Annotated in this window: 15 protein-coding genes; 8 read left to right on the top strand and 7 right to left on the bottom strand. The window is 63.3% G+C overall.

Going from position 1 to position 17,094, the window contains the following annotated elements; genetic code table 11:
- Positions 1-87: 87 nt before the first annotated feature.
- On the bottom strand, positions 88-1,122 hold the full coding sequence (locus tag AC0IW7_RS00270) for an AraC family transcriptional regulator (protein WP_471815315.1): 1,035 nt from the start codon (positions 1,120-1,122) through the stop codon (positions 88-90).
- 7 nt (positions 1,123-1,129) lie between these two features.
- Positions 1,130-2,044: a GGDEF domain-containing protein gene (locus AC0IW7_RS00265; protein ID WP_471815314.1), complete on the bottom strand. Its 915-nt coding sequence runs from the start codon at positions 2,042-2,044 to the stop codon at positions 1,130-1,132.
- A 343-nt stretch (positions 2,045-2,387) separates the two neighbouring features.
- Here AC0IW7_RS00265 and AC0IW7_RS00260 point away from each other — a divergent pair, with 343 nt between their 5' ends.
- From AC0IW7_RS00260 to AC0IW7_RS00235, 6 genes are all read left to right on the top strand, one after another.
- The gene (locus AC0IW7_RS00260) at positions 2,388-4,895 is read left to right on the top strand and encodes a TonB-dependent receptor (protein WP_471815313.1); all 2,508 of its coding nucleotides are present in this window, start codon (positions 2,388-2,390) and stop codon (positions 4,893-4,895) included.
- 63 nt (positions 4,896-4,958) lie between these two features.
- Complete coding sequence (locus AC0IW7_RS00255; RefSeq protein ID WP_471815312.1) at positions 4,959-6,908, top strand: phytase; 1,950 nt, start codon at positions 4,959-4,961, stop codon at positions 6,906-6,908.
- Between the two features lie 88 nt (positions 6,909-6,996).
- Positions 6,997-7,704 carry a protein TolQ gene (gene tolQ, locus AC0IW7_RS00250; protein WP_471815311.1) on the top strand — a complete coding sequence of 236 codons (708 nt, stop codon included), beginning with the start codon at positions 6,997-6,999 and terminating at the stop codon, positions 7,702-7,704.
- A gap of 10 nt (positions 7,705-7,714) precedes the next feature.
- Complete coding sequence (tolR, locus tag AC0IW7_RS00245) at positions 7,715-8,158, top strand: protein TolR (RefSeq protein ID WP_122452696.1); 444 nt, start codon at positions 7,715-7,717, stop codon at positions 8,156-8,158.
- Positions 8,155-8,949: an energy transducer TonB gene (locus AC0IW7_RS00240; RefSeq protein WP_471815310.1), complete on the top strand. Its 795-nt coding sequence runs from the start codon at positions 8,155-8,157 to the stop codon at positions 8,947-8,949. The genes tolR and AC0IW7_RS00240 overlap by 4 nt, the downstream gene beginning before the upstream one ends.
- A gap of 43 nt (positions 8,950-8,992) precedes the next feature.
- On the top strand, positions 8,993-10,945 hold the full coding sequence (locus tag AC0IW7_RS00235; protein WP_471815309.1) for a PhoX family protein: 1,953 nt from the start codon (positions 8,993-8,995) through the stop codon (positions 10,943-10,945).
- Positions 10,946-10,960: 15 nt separating this feature from the next.
- On the opposite strand, the gene AC0IW7_RS00230 is transcribed toward AC0IW7_RS00235, so the two are convergent.
- Both AC0IW7_RS00230 and csrA read right to left on the bottom strand, forming a co-directional pair.
- Complete coding sequence (locus AC0IW7_RS00230; RefSeq protein ID WP_122493991.1) at positions 10,961-11,197, bottom strand: hypothetical protein; 237 nt, start codon at positions 11,195-11,197, stop codon at positions 10,961-10,963.
- Between the two features lie 17 nt (positions 11,198-11,214).
- A complete protein-coding gene (csrA, locus tag AC0IW7_RS00225) occupies positions 11,215-11,388 on the bottom strand; it encodes a carbon storage regulator CsrA (protein WP_463383559.1) in 174 nt (57 codons plus the stop codon).
- 192 nt (positions 11,389-11,580) lie between these two features.
- Between csrA and AC0IW7_RS00220 the strand changes: the two genes are divergently transcribed.
- The gene (locus AC0IW7_RS00220; protein WP_471815308.1) at positions 11,581-12,045 is read left to right on the top strand and encodes a hypothetical protein; all 465 of its coding nucleotides are present in this window, start codon (positions 11,581-11,583) and stop codon (positions 12,043-12,045) included.
- Between the two features lie 25 nt (positions 12,046-12,070).
- Here the strand turns inward: AC0IW7_RS00220 and AC0IW7_RS00215 are convergent, their stop codons facing one another.
- Positions 12,071-12,631, bottom strand: coding sequence for a DUF3077 domain-containing protein (locus tag AC0IW7_RS00215; protein WP_471815307.1), 561 nt, complete (start codon positions 12,629-12,631; stop codon positions 12,071-12,073).
- Positions 12,632-12,790: 159 nt separating this feature from the next.
- Complete coding sequence (locus AC0IW7_RS00210; protein WP_471815306.1) at positions 12,791-14,641, bottom strand: diguanylate cyclase domain-containing protein; 1,851 nt, start codon at positions 14,639-14,641, stop codon at positions 12,791-12,793.
- Positions 14,642-14,800: 159 nt separating this feature from the next.
- Between AC0IW7_RS00210 and AC0IW7_RS00205 the strand changes: the two genes are divergently transcribed.
- A complete protein-coding gene (locus AC0IW7_RS00205; RefSeq protein ID WP_471815305.1) occupies positions 14,801-15,589 on the top strand; it encodes a DeoR/GlpR family DNA-binding transcription regulator in 789 nt (262 codons plus the stop codon).
- Positions 15,590-15,595: 6 nt separating this feature from the next.
- Here the strand turns inward: AC0IW7_RS00205 and AC0IW7_RS00200 are convergent, their stop codons facing one another.
- A complete protein-coding gene (locus AC0IW7_RS00200) occupies positions 15,596-17,041 on the bottom strand; it encodes a SulP family inorganic anion transporter (protein ID WP_471815304.1) in 1,446 nt (481 codons plus the stop codon).
- Positions 17,042-17,094 lie beyond the last annotated feature (53 nt).

Here is a 17,094-nt window from a genome sequence, read left to right as displayed (position 1 = left end):
CAAAAGCGGATCAAGAGCAGATCAACAACAAGTTTGACTCTGCCGCTGATCTTGTGGGAGCGGCTTTAGCCGCGATGCCCTTGACCTTCACCCCCGCAAAACCGCCAACAAGGCACTGGGCGCCAACCCCGTCCAGCGCTTAAACGAACGCCGAAAATTCGTCGCATCGTGAAAGCGTAAATGACTGGCCACCTCATCATTGCTGTAGCCCTTCACCTGATACAGATACAACGCCACCAGCATCCGAATCTGGTCGTGTTGCTCCTGATAACTGGTGCCGTGTTTGTGCAATTTGCGTTTCATCGTGGCCGGGCTCATGGCAAACGCGGCGGCCGCGTGGTCGAGGTTGGGCGCTTCGCGTACGTGGCGAAATAACCAGCGTTGCAAGGTGTCGAGCAAGCTCGCCTCGGCACCCAAGTCATGCAACTGTTGACGCGCTTGTTGGCAGGCGACCTGCGCGGTGCTCTGTACGGTTTGCGGCCAGGCGCGGGTGAGGCATTCGCGGGGCAGGCGCAGCAGGTTGTAGGGCCGGTTGAAGTGCAGGTCTTCGCCAAGGTTGACCCAGTACTGCTCGATATAGCGCGGCGGCGCCTGGCGGAAGTGGCATTGCCAGGGCAGGTGCTCACCGCCCAGACGCCGGCTCATGGCGACCACGGCGGTCATGTTGGCTTCCAGCAGAAACCGCGCTTGGCTGCCGGCGCCGCAGCTGTCGAGCCAGTACACGTAGGCGTGCTGTTCATCCAGCAATAAGCGCGGGCTCAGCAGGGGCGAGAGCAGGGCGCGTAATTCGCCGAGCAGTTCCAGGGCTTGTTGCAGGTTGTTGGCCAGCGCCAGGGCCTGGCTGGCGGCGCCGTGATGGCCGGGCAGCAGGCGTTGGCCGAACAAAAAGCTGGAGTCGTCAGCGCCGAGCAAGCGCTGGGCGTTGTCGATCAGGGTAAGAAATTGCGTGGGGCTGATCAGCGTGTCGGCGTTGGGCACGTCTTCGATAAACAGCCCGGTGCCGCGCAGCAGCCGGTGGCTGTCGATGCCGCGCGACAGGCACAGCTCGATCAATGTCGCTGGCTGTTGATGCGCGGCGATGAGGCGGCTGTCGCATTCGTACCAGGGGCAGGCCAGGGTCATGGCTGCCTCACGCGCTCAGGGCCAACGGCCGCTTGGCTTTGGCCAACGCCAGGTTCAGCCGTTGCAGCAGGCTGTCCGGGGTTTCCTGCAGGGCCATGACCGTGGCCACGGTGGCGCTCAGTTGAATGCGCTCGCCGTGCTGACGCGACTTATGCGCCAGGTGCCGCACGGCCTCGGCCAGCTCGCCGGCGAACTGGCTGGCGAGGGTTTCGCCAGTGGCCGGCAGCAGCACCACAAAGCGGTCGCCAGCCAGGCGGCAGAGCAGGTCTTGTTGGCGCACGTTGAGCAGCAGCAGTTGGGTCATGGCTTGCAACACGCGGTCGCCTTCGTCGTGGCCGTAGCGCTGGTTAATGCCGTCGAAATTATTGATATCCACCACCACCAACGACAGGGGCTGTTGCGCCTGGGCGCTGTGCTGCACGCTCAATTCCAACTGCCGACGCAGGTAGTCGGCACCGCCCAGCGGGGTGAGTTTGTCGAACAGCCGATGCTCGCGAAACAGGCGCTCGCGCTTTTCCATTTGTTGAGAAATGGCCAACTGCTCGTGGTGCCAGTGGTAGATGCCATAGGTCAGGAACAGCAAACCGATGGGCATCGGCCCCGACTCCAGCCAGTGATCCCAAACCACGCTGTCGGGCAGGCGAATAAATTCGTCGAGCAGGTCGATCCACCAGGAAAAAAATACACAGCTCAGGCCGATGGCGAGCAGGTTAGTCACCCGTCCGGCCGGCCGGCTTTTCAGGATCAGCCCCAACCACACCAGCGCCAACAACGCCGAACCGCCTTCGCCGACCACATCGAGCCACACCCATTCGGCCATGGCTTTTAAATCGCCCGCCGCCAGGTGCAACAGCAAACCGAGGTTGGCGGCCAGAAACAGCGCCGTGAGTTTCAGGCGGTGGTGGTGAAGAAGGTTGGACATCGACGGGCTCCCGGAAGGCGGCGGACCCGAGCCCTTGAAAAGCCAGGTTGCCGAACTGATGCCGCTCAGCTAACCAGCGCTTTATGACGCTCAGGTTGCAGCGGGGGAGGTCAATTGGGCTCAGGCATTCGTGCGGTTTTTTTGTGCTGCGGCTACTTGCCGCCATAAGCCGTGGCCCGTGGCCGGAAAACGGCGGGTCATTTCAGCCCATTTACCCTGTGTAACCCCGTCAAACCCCCGGTTTTACTGGGTTGGCGTCCCGCGCTGTCACAGAAGCGTCATGGCCGCTGCCTAGCGTGTCGCTCCACTTGCCGGGTCCTGCCGGCCTCTTGGGGAGTTACCGATGACCAGAAGTTTTCGCCACGCCCGCCGCGCCGGGCATGCCCTTAGTGCGCTAACCCTGGCGATGGCCGCCAGCGCCGCGTGCGCCGTCGAGCCGTCGGAAACCGAGCACGTCAACGTGGTCGGCCAGGCCGTGAGCATGGACAAAGCCATCAAGGAACAGCGCACCTCCGATGCCGTGAAAAGCGTGGTCAGTGCCGACGGCGTCGCCCAGTTGCCCGATGAGAACGTCGCTGAAGCGGCGCAGCGGTTGCCGGGCGTGAGCGTTGAGCGCGACCAGGGCGAGGGGCGGTTTGTCAGCGTGCGCGGGCTGGGGCCAGACCTGAACAGCGTGAGCATCAACGGCACGCTGATTCCCTCGCCCAACAGCGGCACCCGCGCGGTGGCGTTGGACGTGTTGCCCTCGGAATTGGTGCAGTCGCTGAGCGTGATCAAAACCCTTACCCCGGACATGGACGCCAACTCGCTCGGCGGCACCATTGAGGTACAGAGTCTTTCCGCGTTCGACCATAAGGGCCTGTTCTACACCGGCAGCGTTGAAGGCAGTCACGACGACAACACGGCCCAGAACAGCCCGAAAGTGTCCGGCGCGGTGAGCGACCGTTTCAGCCTGGGCGAGGGCACCAACAATTTCGGCGTGGCGGCAGCGGTGAGCTGGGGCAAGCGTGACTTTGGCTCCGACAACGTCGAAACCGGCGGCGCCTGGGACTTCACCGATGGCGCCAAGCTGGAAGAATTCGAACAGCGCGATTACGACATCACCCGCGAGCGCACCGGCCTGGGCCTGAACTTCGACTACCAGGCCGACGACTACAACAGCTATTACCTGCGCACCCTTTACAGCCGCTACAAAGACAGCGAAACCCGCAACGCCGCCGGCGTCGAATTTGCCGACGCGCAAGCCGCTGGCGAGCTGGGCGAAAGCGAAGGCTGGCGCGAGCTGAAAAGCCGCGAAGAAACGCAAAAGATTCAGAGCTACGTGCTCGGCAGCGAACACCTGCGTGGCGACTGGACCATCAACGCCCAGGCCGGTTGGAGCGAGTCCAGTGAAGACAGCCCCGGCCATATCGCCTCGGCCACGTTTGAGGGCACCGACGATTTCGCCGACAGCGGTTTTAGCAGCACGCGCAAACCGCGTTTGAACATTGGCAGCGACTTCTACAACCCGGCCAACTTCGAACTCGACAGCGTCGAGTGGGAAGAGCAGAACACCACCGACACCGAGAAAAACATCAAGCTCGATTTCGCCCGCGACTACGAGCTGGCCGGCAACACGGCGCAGGTGAAGTTCGGCGGCAAACTCAGCCGCCGCGACAAAGATAACGACACCGACAGCTGGGCTTATGAAGACTTCGACAACTTCGGCATCACCGACGACGAGCTGTCGCTGACTCAATTCACCAAGGGCACCGTGCACTACGGTCTGGACAATTTCGGCCCCGGCATCAGCGCCGGCTCGATCAAAAACCTGCTCGGTCGGCTGGACCGCAGCGAGTTTTACGACGAGGAACAGTCGCGGGTAAACGACTTCGACATGAGCGAAGACATCAACGCCGCGTACCTGATGCACACCGTCGACGTCGACGACTGGCGCATCATCACCGGCCTGCGCTACGAGGGCACCGAGTTCAAAGCCAAAGGCACCGGCATTGAAGACGGCGATTTCGTCTCCAGCGAAGCCGACAGAAAGTACGACCACTGGTTGCCGGGCCTGCACGTGCGTTACCAGATCGACAAGCAAACCCAGGTGCGTTTCGCCTGGACCAACACCGTGGTGCGCCCGACCTTCGAGCAACTGGCGCCGGGGTTTGTGATTGATGGCGATGAGGCCGAATTCGGTAACCCCGACCTCGACGCGCTGGAGTCGAGCAACTTCGATTTAGGCATTGAGCACTACCTGAATGACGACGGCGTGGTCTCGGCTTTCGTGTTCTACAAAGACATCGAAAACTTTGTCTACAACACCGACCTGGCCGGCACCGGTCGCTGGGCCGCGTTCGATCAAGCGAATACGTTTGCCAACGGCAACAGCGCCGATCTGTACGGCCTGGAACTGGCGTGGCAGCAGAAGTTCAGCAGCCTGCCGGCGCCGTGGAATGGCTTGCTAATGGGCGCCAACGCCACCTTCAGCCGCTCCGATGCGCAGATTGAAGGGCAAGGACAAAAGCGCGATATCGACTTGCCGTTTCAGTCCGACAGCGTCGGCAACCTGATGCTCGGTTGGGAAAACGACACGCTCAGTCTGCGCCTGTCGGCCAACTACAAATCCGACTACCTGTTCGAAGTCGCTTCGGTCGACGACAAAGCCCACGACCTGCACGTGGACGATCAAACCTTTGTCGACTTCACCGCGCGCTATTTCCTGACCAAGAACCTGCAGTTGTCGTTCGAGGCGCAGAACCTCACCGACGAGTCGTACTACGTGTACACCGGCAGCCGTTCTTACAACGCGCAGTACGAAGAATACGGTCCGACCTACAAGCTCGGCCTGACCTTCACCCACTTCTGATCCCGCCCGCGCGCCCCCGTGCGGGGCGCTGTGGCGTGTGCGTTTTGTTTAAGGACACCGTGAATGACACCGTTGTTTAGCACTCCCTGGTTTGCTCCTACCTTGCTGGCCGCCGCGTTGCTGCTGGCCGGCTGCGATGGGCTGCCGAAAACATCCGAAACCAAGCCCGCCGTCAGCCTGTCGCCCTGGGGCGCGTCGGCAAAAGTGAAGGCCGAAGACGTGCGCTTTTTGCCGGCCGATGTTCCAGGCAGTGGCGACCTGCGCCTGGCCGCCAGCGAGCGCAATGGTTTGCTGTTGCTGACCGGCGACGGCACCGAGCTGGCACGTTTGCCGGGCGCTTATAGCGGGCTCGACAGCCGCTCTCTGGGCAACGACGTGCTGGTGGCCAGCGTCGACGGCGCTACCCAACAAGCGGCATTGGTGGTGCTCGACCCGCGCACGCGTCAGTGGGGCAAACCGCTGTTATTGCCGGCGCGCGATTACGCCGTGTCGGGCCTGTGTCTGTACCGCGACGAAGCCGCCAACCTGCACCTGTTTCTGCTCGGCGAAGACGGCAAGGGCGAGCAATGGCTGGTGGGCAGCGGCGCGCACATGAACAAGGAGCCGTTGCGCCTGCGCGGCCTGCCGACGCCGCCAGGCGCCGAGTATTGCCATGCCGATGACGCCGCCAATCGCCTGTATGTGAACGAGGAAAACGTCGGCCTGTGGGCCTACTCCGCAGCGCCGGAAGCCGACACCGCGCGGGTGCCGGTCGATTTTCGCGCGCCCTTCGGCACGCTGGCCGGCAGCCCGCAAGCGATGGTCAGCCTGCCCGGTGGCCTGGTGGCGCTGGACGCCGAAAGCGCCACGCTGAATCTGTATCAGCAAGACGCCGAGCAGTGGAAAAGCGTCGCCAGCCTGCACCTTGATGGCCTCACGGAGCCCGAGCGCCTCGACGCCCGCGTGACTGCCAACGGCGTGGAATTGTTGGTGGAAGACGGCGAGCAAAAGCGCGTCTATCTCGGCCAGCTCAACTGGAAGCCCACGCCGCAACTCTTGCCACCGCGACTGCCCGCTGTGCCGGCGCTGCGCCAGACCGAACCGGTCGGGCGCCAGGGCGATGCGGCGGATGATCCGGCCGTGTGGCTGCACCCGACGCAGCCGCACTTGTCCCGCGTGCTCGGCACCAATAAAAAGCAGGGCCTGTTGGCGTATGACCTCGACGGCCGCTTGCTGCAAGAGCTGCCGGTGGGCCGTTTGAACAACGTCGATGTGCGCGCCGGTTTTACCCTGGCGGGCAAACCGATTGACCTGGCAGTGGCCAGCAATCGCGATCGCAACAGCATCAGCCTGTTCGCCATCGACCGCGCCACGGGTGTGCTGCGCGAGGCCGGCGAAGTGCGCACGCCGCTGGCGGAAATCTACGGCATCTGCCTGTTCCAGCCGGCGCCCGGCGAGCTGTATGCCTTCGCCAACGGCAAAGACGGCACCTTTCTGCAGTACCGCCTGAGCGACGTGCAGGGCCAGATTCAGGGCCAGCAGGTGCGGCGCTTCAAGGTCGACAGCCAGCCAGAAGGCTGCGTCGCCGATGACCGCCAGCAGCGTTTGTTTATTGGCGAGGAAGACGTTGGCGTGTGGACGCTGGACGCGCGCCCGGACGCCTCGGGCGAGCTGACCAGCGTGCTCAAGGTTGGCGATGTGCTCAAGGCCGACGTTGAAGGCATGGGCCTGTACCACGGGCCGCGCGGCAATTACTTGGTGGTGTCGAGCCAGGGCAACGACAGCTATGTGCTGCTCGATGCGCAGCCGCCGTTCGCCGTGCGCGGCGCGTTTCGCGTCGGCCTCAACGGTGCATTGGGCATCGACGGCGCCTCGGAAACCGATGGCCTGGAAGTGACTGGCGCCAACCTCGGCGGTGCCTGGAGCGAGGGGTTGCTGGTGGTGCAAGACGGCCGCAAGCGCATGCCCGAGAGCACGCAGAACTTCAAGCTGGTGCCCTGGAGTGATGTCGCCAAGGCGCTGCGCCTGCCGTAGTGGGCTGTCATCAGTTCGCAACATCAACGTAATCGAATAGCCGATCACAACCCCGTCACGGCGGGGTTAGAAAAGAAGGAGCCGCACCATGCACAGCACCCTCGAACAGATGAGCGTCTGGAGCCTGATCAACGATGCCTCGCTGCTGGTTAAAGGCGTGATGCTGATTCTGCTGCTGGCCTCGTTGGTCAGCTGGTACCTGATCGTGCAGCGCAGCCTGCTGCTGGGTCGTACCGAGCGCCTGCTTAAAGCGTTTCAACTGCGCTTTCGCAACAGCAACGACCTGGCGCAACTGCACCGCGACAGCGGCGAAAACGCCGACGACGACGCCGGTTTGCAGCGCATTTTTCACGAAGGCTTCAGCGAATACAGCCACCTGCGCCGCGAGCCAGGCATTACGCCTGAAGCCGTGGTCGATGGCGTGGAGCGACGCTTGCTGGTGAGCATCAGCGAAGAGCAGGAACGCTTGGAGAAGGGCTTGGCCTTTCTCGCCACCGTCGGCTCGGTGAGCCCGTACATCGGCCTGTTCGGTACGGTGTGGGGGATCATGAATTCGTTTATCGGTTTGTCGCAGGTGCAACAGGCCACGCTCGGCACTGTGGCGCCGGGCATTGCCGAAGCGCTGATCGCCACCGCCATCGGCCTGTTCGCGGCCATTCCGGCGGTGATCGCCTACAACCGTTTTGCCGCCCGCGTGGAAACCTTGAGCACGCGTTTCTACAGCTTTGGCAATGAGCTGCAAGGCCGCCTGCACCGCGCCTTGCAAGCCTCCACGCGCCTCGCGCACGCGGCCTGAGGAATTCGCCATGCGCAAGCCTCAACGCAAGCACGGCCCGAAAGCGGAAATGAACGTGGTGCCCTACATCGACGTGATGCTGGTGCTGCTGGTGATCTTTATGGTCACCGCGCCGATGCTCACCCAGGGCGTAAAAATCGAACTGCCCAAGGTGGCCGCCCAGGCGCTGGCGACCACCAGCCAGCAGCAGATCCTGACGCTCTCGGTAAAGGCCGACGGCGGCTACTACTGGAATGTCGGCGCTGAGTTGGACAGCCACGAGCAGCAAGACAGCGCCGTGGGCTTGGAGGAAATGACCGCTAAGGTCGGCGCCATCATTGCCAGTCGCGGCGACACTCAGGTGTACATCCGCGCGGACCACAACACCGACTACGCCACGGTGGTGGCCGGCATGGCGGCGCTGCAAAAAGGCGGCGTGCGCAACCTCGGCCTGATCACCGAGGCGCCGCAATGAGTGCTGCGCTAATGCCAAGCCTGCAACCGATGCCGAGCCTGCAATTGCCCAACCGCAAATGGCTGCGGCAAGCATTGGCGATGGCCGTCGCCGCTGGCGTGCATGGCTTGGCGATCGTGGCGTTGGTCAGCCATTGGCAGCCCACGCCGCCGCCTGAGCCGCAGGTGCAAACGCTGACCACCCAATTGATTACCTTGGCACCGCCTGCGCCTTTGCCTGAGCCAGTTCAGGCGTCGGCGCCGGCCGAAATCATCAGCCCACCACCGCAGCCGGTCGAGGTCGCCAAACCCGTTGAGCCGGTTAAAACGCCGGCCAAGCCCACGCCGGTTATTGACCACGCCGCCCTGGCGCGCAAGCGCGTGCAGGAGCAGGAAAAAGCGCAGCAACAGCAGCGTGAGCAACAGGCCCAAGCGCGCCAGATGGAGCAGCAACGCCAGGCCGAACAGCAACGCCAACAGCAAGCCGCCGCTGCGGTACGCGAAGCCAGCGCCCGCGCTGCCGCCGAGAAGCTGGCGGCCGAGAGTCGCCCGTATCTGCCGGTGAGCAAGGAAGCCCCCGAGTACCCGGACAAAGCGCTGGAGAAAGGTATCGAAGGCGACTGCACCGTCACCTACACCGTCACGCCCCAAGGCCGGGTGGATAACCCGCAAGTGCTGGGGCAATGCCACCCGCTGCTGGTGCGGCCATCGCTCGCCGCCGCGCGCACCTTTCGTTACCAGCCACGTATCGTCGACGGCCAGGCCGTGAGCGTGGCCAACGTGAAAAACACCTTTCACTACCGAATCGAGTAGTCCGCGTGCCGGACTGTTTTTATCTTTATTTGCGAGCCTTGCCATGCGCCACGATCACCAGCAGTTTCATCAACAACTGGAAAGCCACGACGACATCGCCATCAACCCCAGCAGCAACCCGAGCCTGGCCGAGCTGTTGAATCCCAGCCGCCGCAATGTGCTCAAGGGCGGGCTGAGCGTGGCGATTCTGGGCTTCTTCGGTGGCCTGGGTGCGTGCAGCAAAGCGGGCGCCAGTCCGTTGCTGAACTTCAAAGGCGTGCCCGTGCAGCTCGACCCGAACTTCGACCGCGTGCTGGTGGCCGAGGGGTATCGCGCCGTGCCGTTTTTCTCGTGGGGCGATCCGGTGGAGGCGGGCGCGCCGGCGTGGAATGCCGACGCCAGCGACGACTGGCAAGCGCAGTTGAAACAGGCCGGCGACAACCACGACGGCATGGACTTCTTCGCCTTCCCCGGCGAAACCGACCGTGGCCTGCTGGTGATGAACCACGAATACATCAACCCGCATCTGCATCCTTCCAGCACCATCGACCAGAGCAAGCCGCGCCCGCTCAACGAAGTGCGCAAGGAACAGGCGGCCCACGGTGTGTCGGTGATCGAGGTGAAGAAGGGCGCCGATGGCCAATGGCAGCGCGTGCTGGATTCCGCCTACAACCGGCGCATCAGCATGCTCACCCCCATGCGTTTGGCGGGCCCGTTGGCCGGTCATGCGCTGATGCAAACCGCCAGCGATCCGAGCGGTTTGGAAGTGCTCGGCACCTTGAATAACTGCGCCACCGGGGTCACGCCGTGGGGCACGTTTTTGACCTGCGAAGAGAACTGGCCGAATTACTTTATCAACCGTGACCAGGCTGACTTCGCCCAGCGCGTCGCCCATAAGCGCTATGGCCTGGCGAGCAGCGGCACCAGTAAAAACTACGCCTGGGAAACCGCCGACCCGCGCTTCGACGCCACGCCAGACGCCAGCCAACCCCACGGCGGCCATGTGAATGAGCCCAACCGTTTCGGCTGGGTGGTGGAAATCGATCCGTTCGACCCCGCAGCGCAGCCGATCAAACGCACCGCCTTCGGCCGCTTCAGCCGTGAGTGCGCCGCGATGAGCCTGGGCGACGACGGCAAGATGGCGTTCTATTCAGGCGATGACGCCAAAGGCGAATACATCTACAAATTCGTGCCGACGGGTAAGCACGACGCCAGCAACCCCAAAGCCAGCCGCGACCTGCTCGACAGCGGCACGCTGTACGTCGCCAAGCTCAACGCCGACGGCAGTGGCGAGTGGCTGGCGCTGGTGCACGGGCAGAATGGGCTAAGCGCCGAGAACGGTTTTGCCAGTCAGGCCGAGGTGCTGGTCAATGCCCGCGCGGCGGCCGACAAAGCCGGCGCCACGCCCATGGACCGCCCCGAATGGGCGGCCGTGCATCCGCGTACCCGCGAGGTGTACGTGACCCTCACCAACAACGACGGACGCGGCACTAAACAGCCGTTGGACAAAGCCAACCCGCGTGCGCAAAACCTGCACGGGCACATCCTGCGGTTTAACGAAAAAGACGCCAATCCGACGGCTGCCACGTTTACTTGGGAGCTGTTTTTGCTGGCCGGCGAAGCGCAGGGCAGCAAGGGCAAAGATGGCAAGCCGGTGGCGGCCAACCTGACGGGCACCATTAATGGCGACGTGTTGTCCTCGCCCGATGGCCTGGCATTCGATGAGGCGGGGCGCCTGTGGATTCAGACCGACTACGACGACGTCGACCCGGCCATGCAGAACATGGGCTGCAATCAGTTGCTGTGTGCGGATCCGTCGAGCCGTGAGGTGCGGCGTTTTCTGGTCGGGCCGCGTGGCTGCGAAATCACCGGCTTGGCCTGGAGCCCGGATGGCAAGGCGATGTGGGCGAACATCCAGCACCCCGGCATCAGCTTTCCGGCCAGCGACGGCAAAACCCGCCCGCGCTCGACCACGCTGCTAATCACCCGGCTGGATGGCGGGGTGATCGGCGCGTAACGCGAACGAGGCGGGTCAGGAGAAATACAGGGTGGTCTTGGCCTGCTGAGTGACTGTGCCGGAGAGCTCTTCCCCGGCAAAGCGCACAATCACGTAGCTGGCACCGGTGGGTAATTCCCAGTCGGTGGCGGCGGCGGAATAAACGCCTAACCGCTCTTCGCGAATAACGGTGGGTTTGCTCAGCTCGATGGACCCTTGAGCGAAGCAGAAAATAATATCGGCGGGGCCCTCATGCAGAATGCGGCGCGACATGGGTGGCTCTCATTGAGTCAGGCGGGGGCAGTGGAGGGTTGTCGCTTTTTCGCGTCGTCCCGCATGATCGCCACTTCTTTAGGCGCAGCAATGCCGATACGCACTTGGTTGCCATTAACCTCCACCACGGTGACCGAGATGTCAGTACCAATCTGAAGTGTTTCGCCAACGCGGCGGGTGAGTATCAACATGAGCGTGCTCCAGTGGTGCCAGAGCGCCTCGGAAATGGCACTCCCTATTGAGAGTTCTGACTCGATAGTTTGCGCAGAGGTTTCAAGAATTTTTGCCAAACCTTGGGCGGGCATTTGAGTCCGCTGCGCTGTGTTGCCCCGCCAGGGCGTCTGCTTAAATAGCCAGGCCCTTATCTGCCGCGAGTTGCTCCCATGGATTTCAGCGTTAGCCGTTTGCCAAGCCGCCTGTTCCTGGCGGCGAGTGTTTCCCTGCTTTCGCCGTTGGCTGTCGCAGCCTGCACGGTAACCACCTTGCCCGCTGACTGGCCCGCAGGGTCGGCGCGCTGGGACGGTGAATGCGCCGGCAACGTAGCCGATGGCTTGGGGGTTTTGAAGGAAGTGCAGGGCGCGCAGGTGAAGCGATTGGTCTTCGGTCGCGCCGCCCATGGCGAGCTGCAACAGGGTGTGCTCGATTTGCCCGAAGGCGGATTTATGGCGGGCCGTTTCGATCATGGCAAGGTGGTGGCGAGCGACGACCGGCAAACGCTGATCGATGCGTTCGACGTGGCTGCCGATGCTGCGGCGGCGGTGGCTGCGCGTTACGAGAGCGCCGGCAATGGTGGCTCGGCGCAGTTTTATCGGTTGAAGGAACGGACGCTGCGCAACCAGTTGGACTGAGTGCGCCCGTCCGTTGCCCGCGCGCTTATGCCGTCAGCGCGTCGATCTTCGCTAACGTCTTGGCGTGCTCTTCGTTTAACTCCGACTCGCCAATCAGGTCCGCTGCCAGGCGGGCTTTGCGGCTGACCAGAATAATGTCGGGCACCTTGCGTTCAATGCGGTCCAGCGCCTCGCGCATGGCATTGGCGCTGGGGAACGGCCCGAAGCGCCCGAACGGCGCGCGCTGCACATGCATGTCATCGAGGATGAAATACGACAGGTAGCCGGCTTCGCGCGTCCAGGCCGATTGGCTGCCAAGCATCGCCGATGCCGGTGAGGTCATGCTGCCAATCAGCGAGTCGACCACCGTTTTGGCGGACTGCAAGGTGTGGTGGGTCAGCCAGGCGGCGTTGTCTTGCAGCGGCAGGTTGCCGACGGCGGCGTCGAGAATGCCGTCTTCCATGCTGGTGAGCAGGCACGACACGCTGTGCAGGGCGTCGAGCAGCGGCACATCGGGCGTTACGCTAAACAGCCCGCGTGAATATTCGACCTGGCCGGTGGAATGGAAGCGGTGGCCGTGTTCAGTGGTGATGCAGTGCTTGGTCATGCGGCGAGTCCTTTCCGTTGTAGCGCGAAGTGCGCGTACGCAGAGTGGCGCGCACCGCGCAAGGCTCGGAAGAGGAAGGTGATCAGCGCGGCGTAGGATCAAAAGGGCGTTGCCGGACGGCCGTTCGCTGAAATCGACCGCAAAGCCACACAGGCCCGGCTACGGCGCGCTGATGCGATTACGGCCCTGCTTTTTCGCTTCGTACAAGGCGGCGTCGGCCTGTTGCACCAGCAACTGCGGCGACGTGTCGGCGCTCGGTTCCAGGCTGACCACGCCAACGCTTACCGTCACATGGCCCAGCGGCGAGGCCGCATGGGGCAGTTGCAAGGCGGCGATGGCCTGCACCACTTTGCGCGCCATGGCCTGGGCGCCGGCACTGTCGGTCATGGGCGCAAGGAACACGAACTCTTCGCCGCCGTAGCGCGCCACCAGATCACTGGCGCGGCACACGGTGGCGGCCAGCGCCTTGCCGATTTGCTGCAAGCAGGCATCGCCGGCGGGGTGGCCGTAGTGGTCGTTGTAGGGCTTGAACCAGTCGACATCGAGAATCGCCAGGCCCAACGGCGAGCCGATGCGTTGCGCGCGCGCCCATTCCTGGGTCAGCACCTCGTCGAATCGGCGACGGTTGGCGATGCCGGTGAGGGCGTCGGTAAGACTCAGGGTTTCCAGTTGGATGTTGAGCGCTTGCAACTGCTCGGTGCGCTCGGCCACGCGCTGTTCCAGTTCGCGTTCGGAGTGCTGCAGGGTGTGCACCAGTTGTTCCTGGGTGTGCAGCAATTGCTCGCGCACGCGGGCTTTTTCCCGGCGCAGCACGTTGTAGCGGTCGGCGAGGGCAAAGGCCAACAGCAACATTTCTAGGGCCGAGCCGAGTTGCAAACCGTCTACGGTAAACAGGTTGGTGGGCAGGATGCCCATGGCGCGTAGCGAGGTCATGGCCCCGCCGAGCATGAGCAAAGCAAACGCACCGAGAAAGAAATAAGCGCTGCGCTGGCGCTTTAACGCCGCCGCGATGCCCACGCCTACCACCACCAGCGCAGTGACGAGGTTGAGCACAATGCCGGCGCGGGAAAACAGCGGCAACGCTACGGCATAGGCGATGGGCGTTAGCAGGTACAGCGCGATAAAACCGACCAGCACGCGGTCGGTGCGCGGCAGCAACTGCGCGGTGGCGAGCATGCGCCGCATAAACAGCAGCATGGCGGCCAGTGCCAGCGACGTGGCCGAGTAATACATCACGTTGGCGTTAAGCGGCACGCCGGCCAGTTGCAGGTCCGGCGCCAGGCCGTTTTTGATTGCCAGGGCGGCAAACGTCAGCGTGGCAAAGGTGACATAGAGCAAATAGATGCGGTCGCGCAGCGACACCAGCAGCATCAGGTTGAACAAGATCATCGCCACGGCAATGCCGAAATACCACGCCTGGCCGGCATAGTCGTCACGCTCGTGGGCATGAAACGCCTCGGGCGCCCACAGCTGCAACGGAATCAGCAAGCCAACGGCCGATTGCATGCGCAGGTAAATCACCTGCTCGCTGTTGGGGGCCAGCGTCAGCGGGAAGATGAAGTTGCGGTTGGCGTACACCTTCGTGTCGGCAGGGACATCGGAGCCGGTGATAACGGCGCGGTATTGTCCCTGGCTGTCGGGCAGGTACGCCTGAATATGGGAGATGCGCGGGTTTTCCACCGCTAGCATCCGGTGCAGCGTGGTGCCGCTGGTGTTGCGCAGCGGCACGCGCAACCAGTACGCCGAACGGGTAAAGCCCAGCCCCAGGGCGCTGGTGGCAGGCAAGTCGGTGCTGAAACGGCTGGCCCATTCGGGCTGCTGCACGTCGGCGAGGGTCAGGTTGCCGGCGGGGTCTTCCAGCAAGGCAATAAAGGCGGTCAGCGAGGCCGGTTGTTCGCGCACGACGACGACGTCCAGCGGCTCGGCCGCCCGTAACGGCGCCGAACCCAGGGCAATCATCAGCAGTACGCCGTTGAGCAACCACCGCCAACTCAAGCAACAACCTTGCATGGGACTAAACCAGAGGCCAGTAAGGCCGGGGAGTCTACAAGAGCGGCGGCGCTGATCGCAAAAAGCGCCGGAAGGTCGCCGTTGTATTTGCCTGAATGCCCCGCTAGGCTTGCGCCTATTCAGTGAAAAACGCACAAACCCGCATAAGCAGGCATAACCATGCAGAGCCAGCACATCGTCACCGATTTACCGCAGGTCCGGCGGCAGAAGATTTTGTTAATGCTTGAGCGCGATGGGCGCGTATTGGCGAGTGAACTGAGCGCGCATTTCGAGGTGTCCGAAGACACCATTCGCCGCGACCTGGCCGAGCTGGCCGGCGCCGGCCTGGTGCAGCGCGTACATGGCGGCGCGCTGCCACGGCCCAAGGATTCCGGGAAAGATTATTTCGCGCGGCTGAACGACAGCGACGACATGAAACGCCAACTGGCGCAATTGGCCGCCGAGCGCGTGCAAGACGGCCAAGTGGTGATTTTCGATTCCGGCACCACGCCGCTGCACATCGCCCGCGCGCTGCCGCTGGATATTCGCCTGACCGCGATTACCGCTTCGCCGATGACGGCCGTAGCGCTGGCGGAGTACCCCGGCATCAACGTGATTGTGGCGGGCGGGCAGCTCAATCCCACCACCATGGCCACTTACGGCCGCGAGGCGCTGGAGCTGATTCGCGGCGTCAAGGCCGACCTGCTGTTTACCGGCGTGTGCGCGTTGCACCCGGACATCGGCCTGACCACGCCGCGCTTCGAAGAAGTGGAGTTGAAACAGGCGCTGCTTAACAGCGCCTCGCAGGTGATCGCGGTGACCACCGCCGACAAACTGGGCGCTGTGGAGCCTTTCGTCATCGCGCCGTGTTCCCGGGTGCACACGCTGTTCACTGAAGCCCGCGTGCCCTCTGGCGACATCGAAGACTACCGACGCGTCGGCCTCGAAGTGGTGGTGGCTGACGCCTGAATGCCGTTACGCGTGCTCGGCGCCGGCACGCTTGAGCAGCTTCTTGCAGCGTTCGGACAAATGCACCACGCGCAGGTGCTTGCCGGCTTTGCTGTAGCGCTCGCGCAGGGTTTTTAGCGCGGCAATGGCCGAGTAGTCGACAAAGCTCAGGTGCTGGCAGTCGAGCGTGACGTGCGCCGGGTCTTGGGCAGGGTCGAACTGATTGAGGAACGGCGTCGTCGAGGCAAAGAACAAGGTGCCGTGCAGGCGGTACAGCTTGCTGCCGTCGGGCTCCAGGTGAATGTCGGCGTACAGTTCGCGGGCGTGCTGCCAGGCGAAGTTGAGCGCGGCAATGATGATGCCCAGCAGCACGGCGGTGGCCAGGTCGGTAAACACGGTAATCACCGTGACAGCGACAATCACCAGCACATCATTCAGCGGCACTTTGTGCAGTACCCGCAGCGAGGCCCAGGCGAAAGTCTGCTGCGACACCACAAACATCACGCCCACCAGCGCCGCCAGCGGTATGCGCTCGATCAGCGGCGACAGAAACAGCACGAACAGCAGAATCATCACCCCGGCGACCACGCCTGACAGCCGTCCACGGCCGCCGGAACTGAGGTTGATGACGGTTTGCCCGATCATCGCGCAGCCACCCATGCCGCCAAACGCGCCCGACACCATGTTCGCCGCGCCCAACGCCACGCATTCGCGGTCGGGGTAGCCACGGCTTTCGGTCACTTCATCGGTGAGGTTAAGGGTGAGCAGGGTTTCCAGCAGGCCGACCATGGCCATCAGCAGCGCATAGGGAGCGATGATTTTTAGCGTCTCGACGGTCCAGGGCAGGGCGGGCAGCGCGAACGTCGGCAGGCCGCCGGCGATGTGCGCCATGTCGCCGAGGGTGCGGGTGGGCAGGTTCAGCAGGTACACCGCCAAGCCAACGCTGAGAATCGCCACCAAGGCCGGCGGCACCGAGCGGGTCAGGCGCGGCAGCAGATAGACGATGGCCATGGTCAGCGCCACCAGGCCGAGCATCAGCGCCAACGGCAAACCGCTCAGCCACTGCTCGCCGCTTTTGAAGTGCTCTAACTGGGCCAGCGCAATGATGATCGCCAAGCCATTCACAAATCCCAGCATCACCGGGTGCGGCACCATGCGCACCAGCTTGCCGAGCCGCAACAGCCCGAACAGCACCATGATCGCCCCGCCGAGCAACACCGTTGCGAGCAAGTATTGAACGCCGTGCTGCACCACCAGCGCCACGATCACCACCGCCATCGACCCCGCCGCCCCCGACACCATGCCAGGCCGCCCGCCAAACAAGGCCGTGAGCGTGCAGATGATAAAGGCGCCATAAAGGCCCATTAGCGGATTGAGGTGCGCCACCAGGGCAAAGGCGATGCACTCCGGCACCAAAGCAAATGACGTAGTGAGGCCGGCGAGGAGGTCGGCGCGAAGGCGAGCGGGTTTCATGGCAGCGGCTGCGGTACGGCAAAAAGGGGGGCGGATGGTACGGAAAATAGACG

This window comes from Pseudomonas sp. AC229 (assembly GCF_979254655.1).
Note: the sequence above shows the minus strand (reverse complement) of the source record. Positions and strands in the feature narration are given on the sequence as shown.

Excerpts from the sequence above, each read along its gene's own strand:
- AC0IW7_RS00205 (WP_471815305.1), top strand. The coding sequence starts at position 14,801 with ATGCAGAGCCAGCACATCGTCACCGATTTACCGCAGGTCCGGCGGCAG.
- AC0IW7_RS00260 (WP_471815313.1), top strand. The coding sequence starts at position 2,388 with ATGACCAGAAGTTTTCGCCACGCCCGCCGCGCCGGGCATGCCCTTAGT.
- tolQ (WP_471815311.1), top strand. The coding sequence starts at position 6,997 with ATGCACAGCACCCTCGAACAGATGAGCGTCTGGAGCCTGATCAACGAT.
- AC0IW7_RS00255 (WP_471815312.1), top strand. The coding sequence starts at position 4,959 with ATGACACCGTTGTTTAGCACTCCCTGGTTTGCTCCTACCTTGCTGGCC.
- tolR (WP_122452696.1), top strand. The coding sequence starts at position 7,715 with ATGCGCAAGCCTCAACGCAAGCACGGCCCGAAAGCGGAAATGAACGTG.
- AC0IW7_RS00215 (WP_471815307.1), bottom strand. The coding sequence starts at position 12,631 with ATGACCAAGCACTGCATCACCACTGAACACGGCCACCGCTTCCATTCC.
- AC0IW7_RS00230 (WP_122493991.1), bottom strand. The coding sequence starts at position 11,197 with ATGTCGCGCCGCATTCTGCATGAGGGCCCCGCCGATATTATTTTCTGC.
- AC0IW7_RS00210 (WP_471815306.1), bottom strand. The coding sequence starts at position 14,641 with ATGCAAGGTTGTTGCTTGAGTTGGCGGTGGTTGCTCAACGGCGTACTG.
- AC0IW7_RS00200 (WP_471815304.1), bottom strand. The coding sequence starts at position 17,041 with ATGAAACCCGCTCGCCTTCGCGCCGACCTCCTCGCCGGCCTCACTACG.
- AC0IW7_RS00265 (WP_471815314.1), bottom strand. The coding sequence starts at position 2,044 with ATGTCCAACCTTCTTCACCACCACCGCCTGAAACTCACGGCGCTGTTT.
- AC0IW7_RS00240 (WP_471815310.1), top strand. The coding sequence starts at position 8,155 with ATGAGTGCTGCGCTAATGCCAAGCCTGCAACCGATGCCGAGCCTGCAA.
- csrA (WP_463383559.1), bottom strand. The coding sequence starts at position 11,388 with ATGTTGATACTCACCCGCCGCGTTGGCGAAACACTTCAGATTGGTACT.
- AC0IW7_RS00235 (WP_471815309.1), top strand. The coding sequence starts at position 8,993 with ATGCGCCACGATCACCAGCAGTTTCATCAACAACTGGAAAGCCACGAC.
- AC0IW7_RS00270 (WP_471815315.1), bottom strand. The coding sequence starts at position 1,122 with ATGACCCTGGCCTGCCCCTGGTACGAATGCGACAGCCGCCTCATCGCC.
- AC0IW7_RS00220 (WP_471815308.1), top strand. The coding sequence starts at position 11,581 with ATGGATTTCAGCGTTAGCCGTTTGCCAAGCCGCCTGTTCCTGGCGGCG.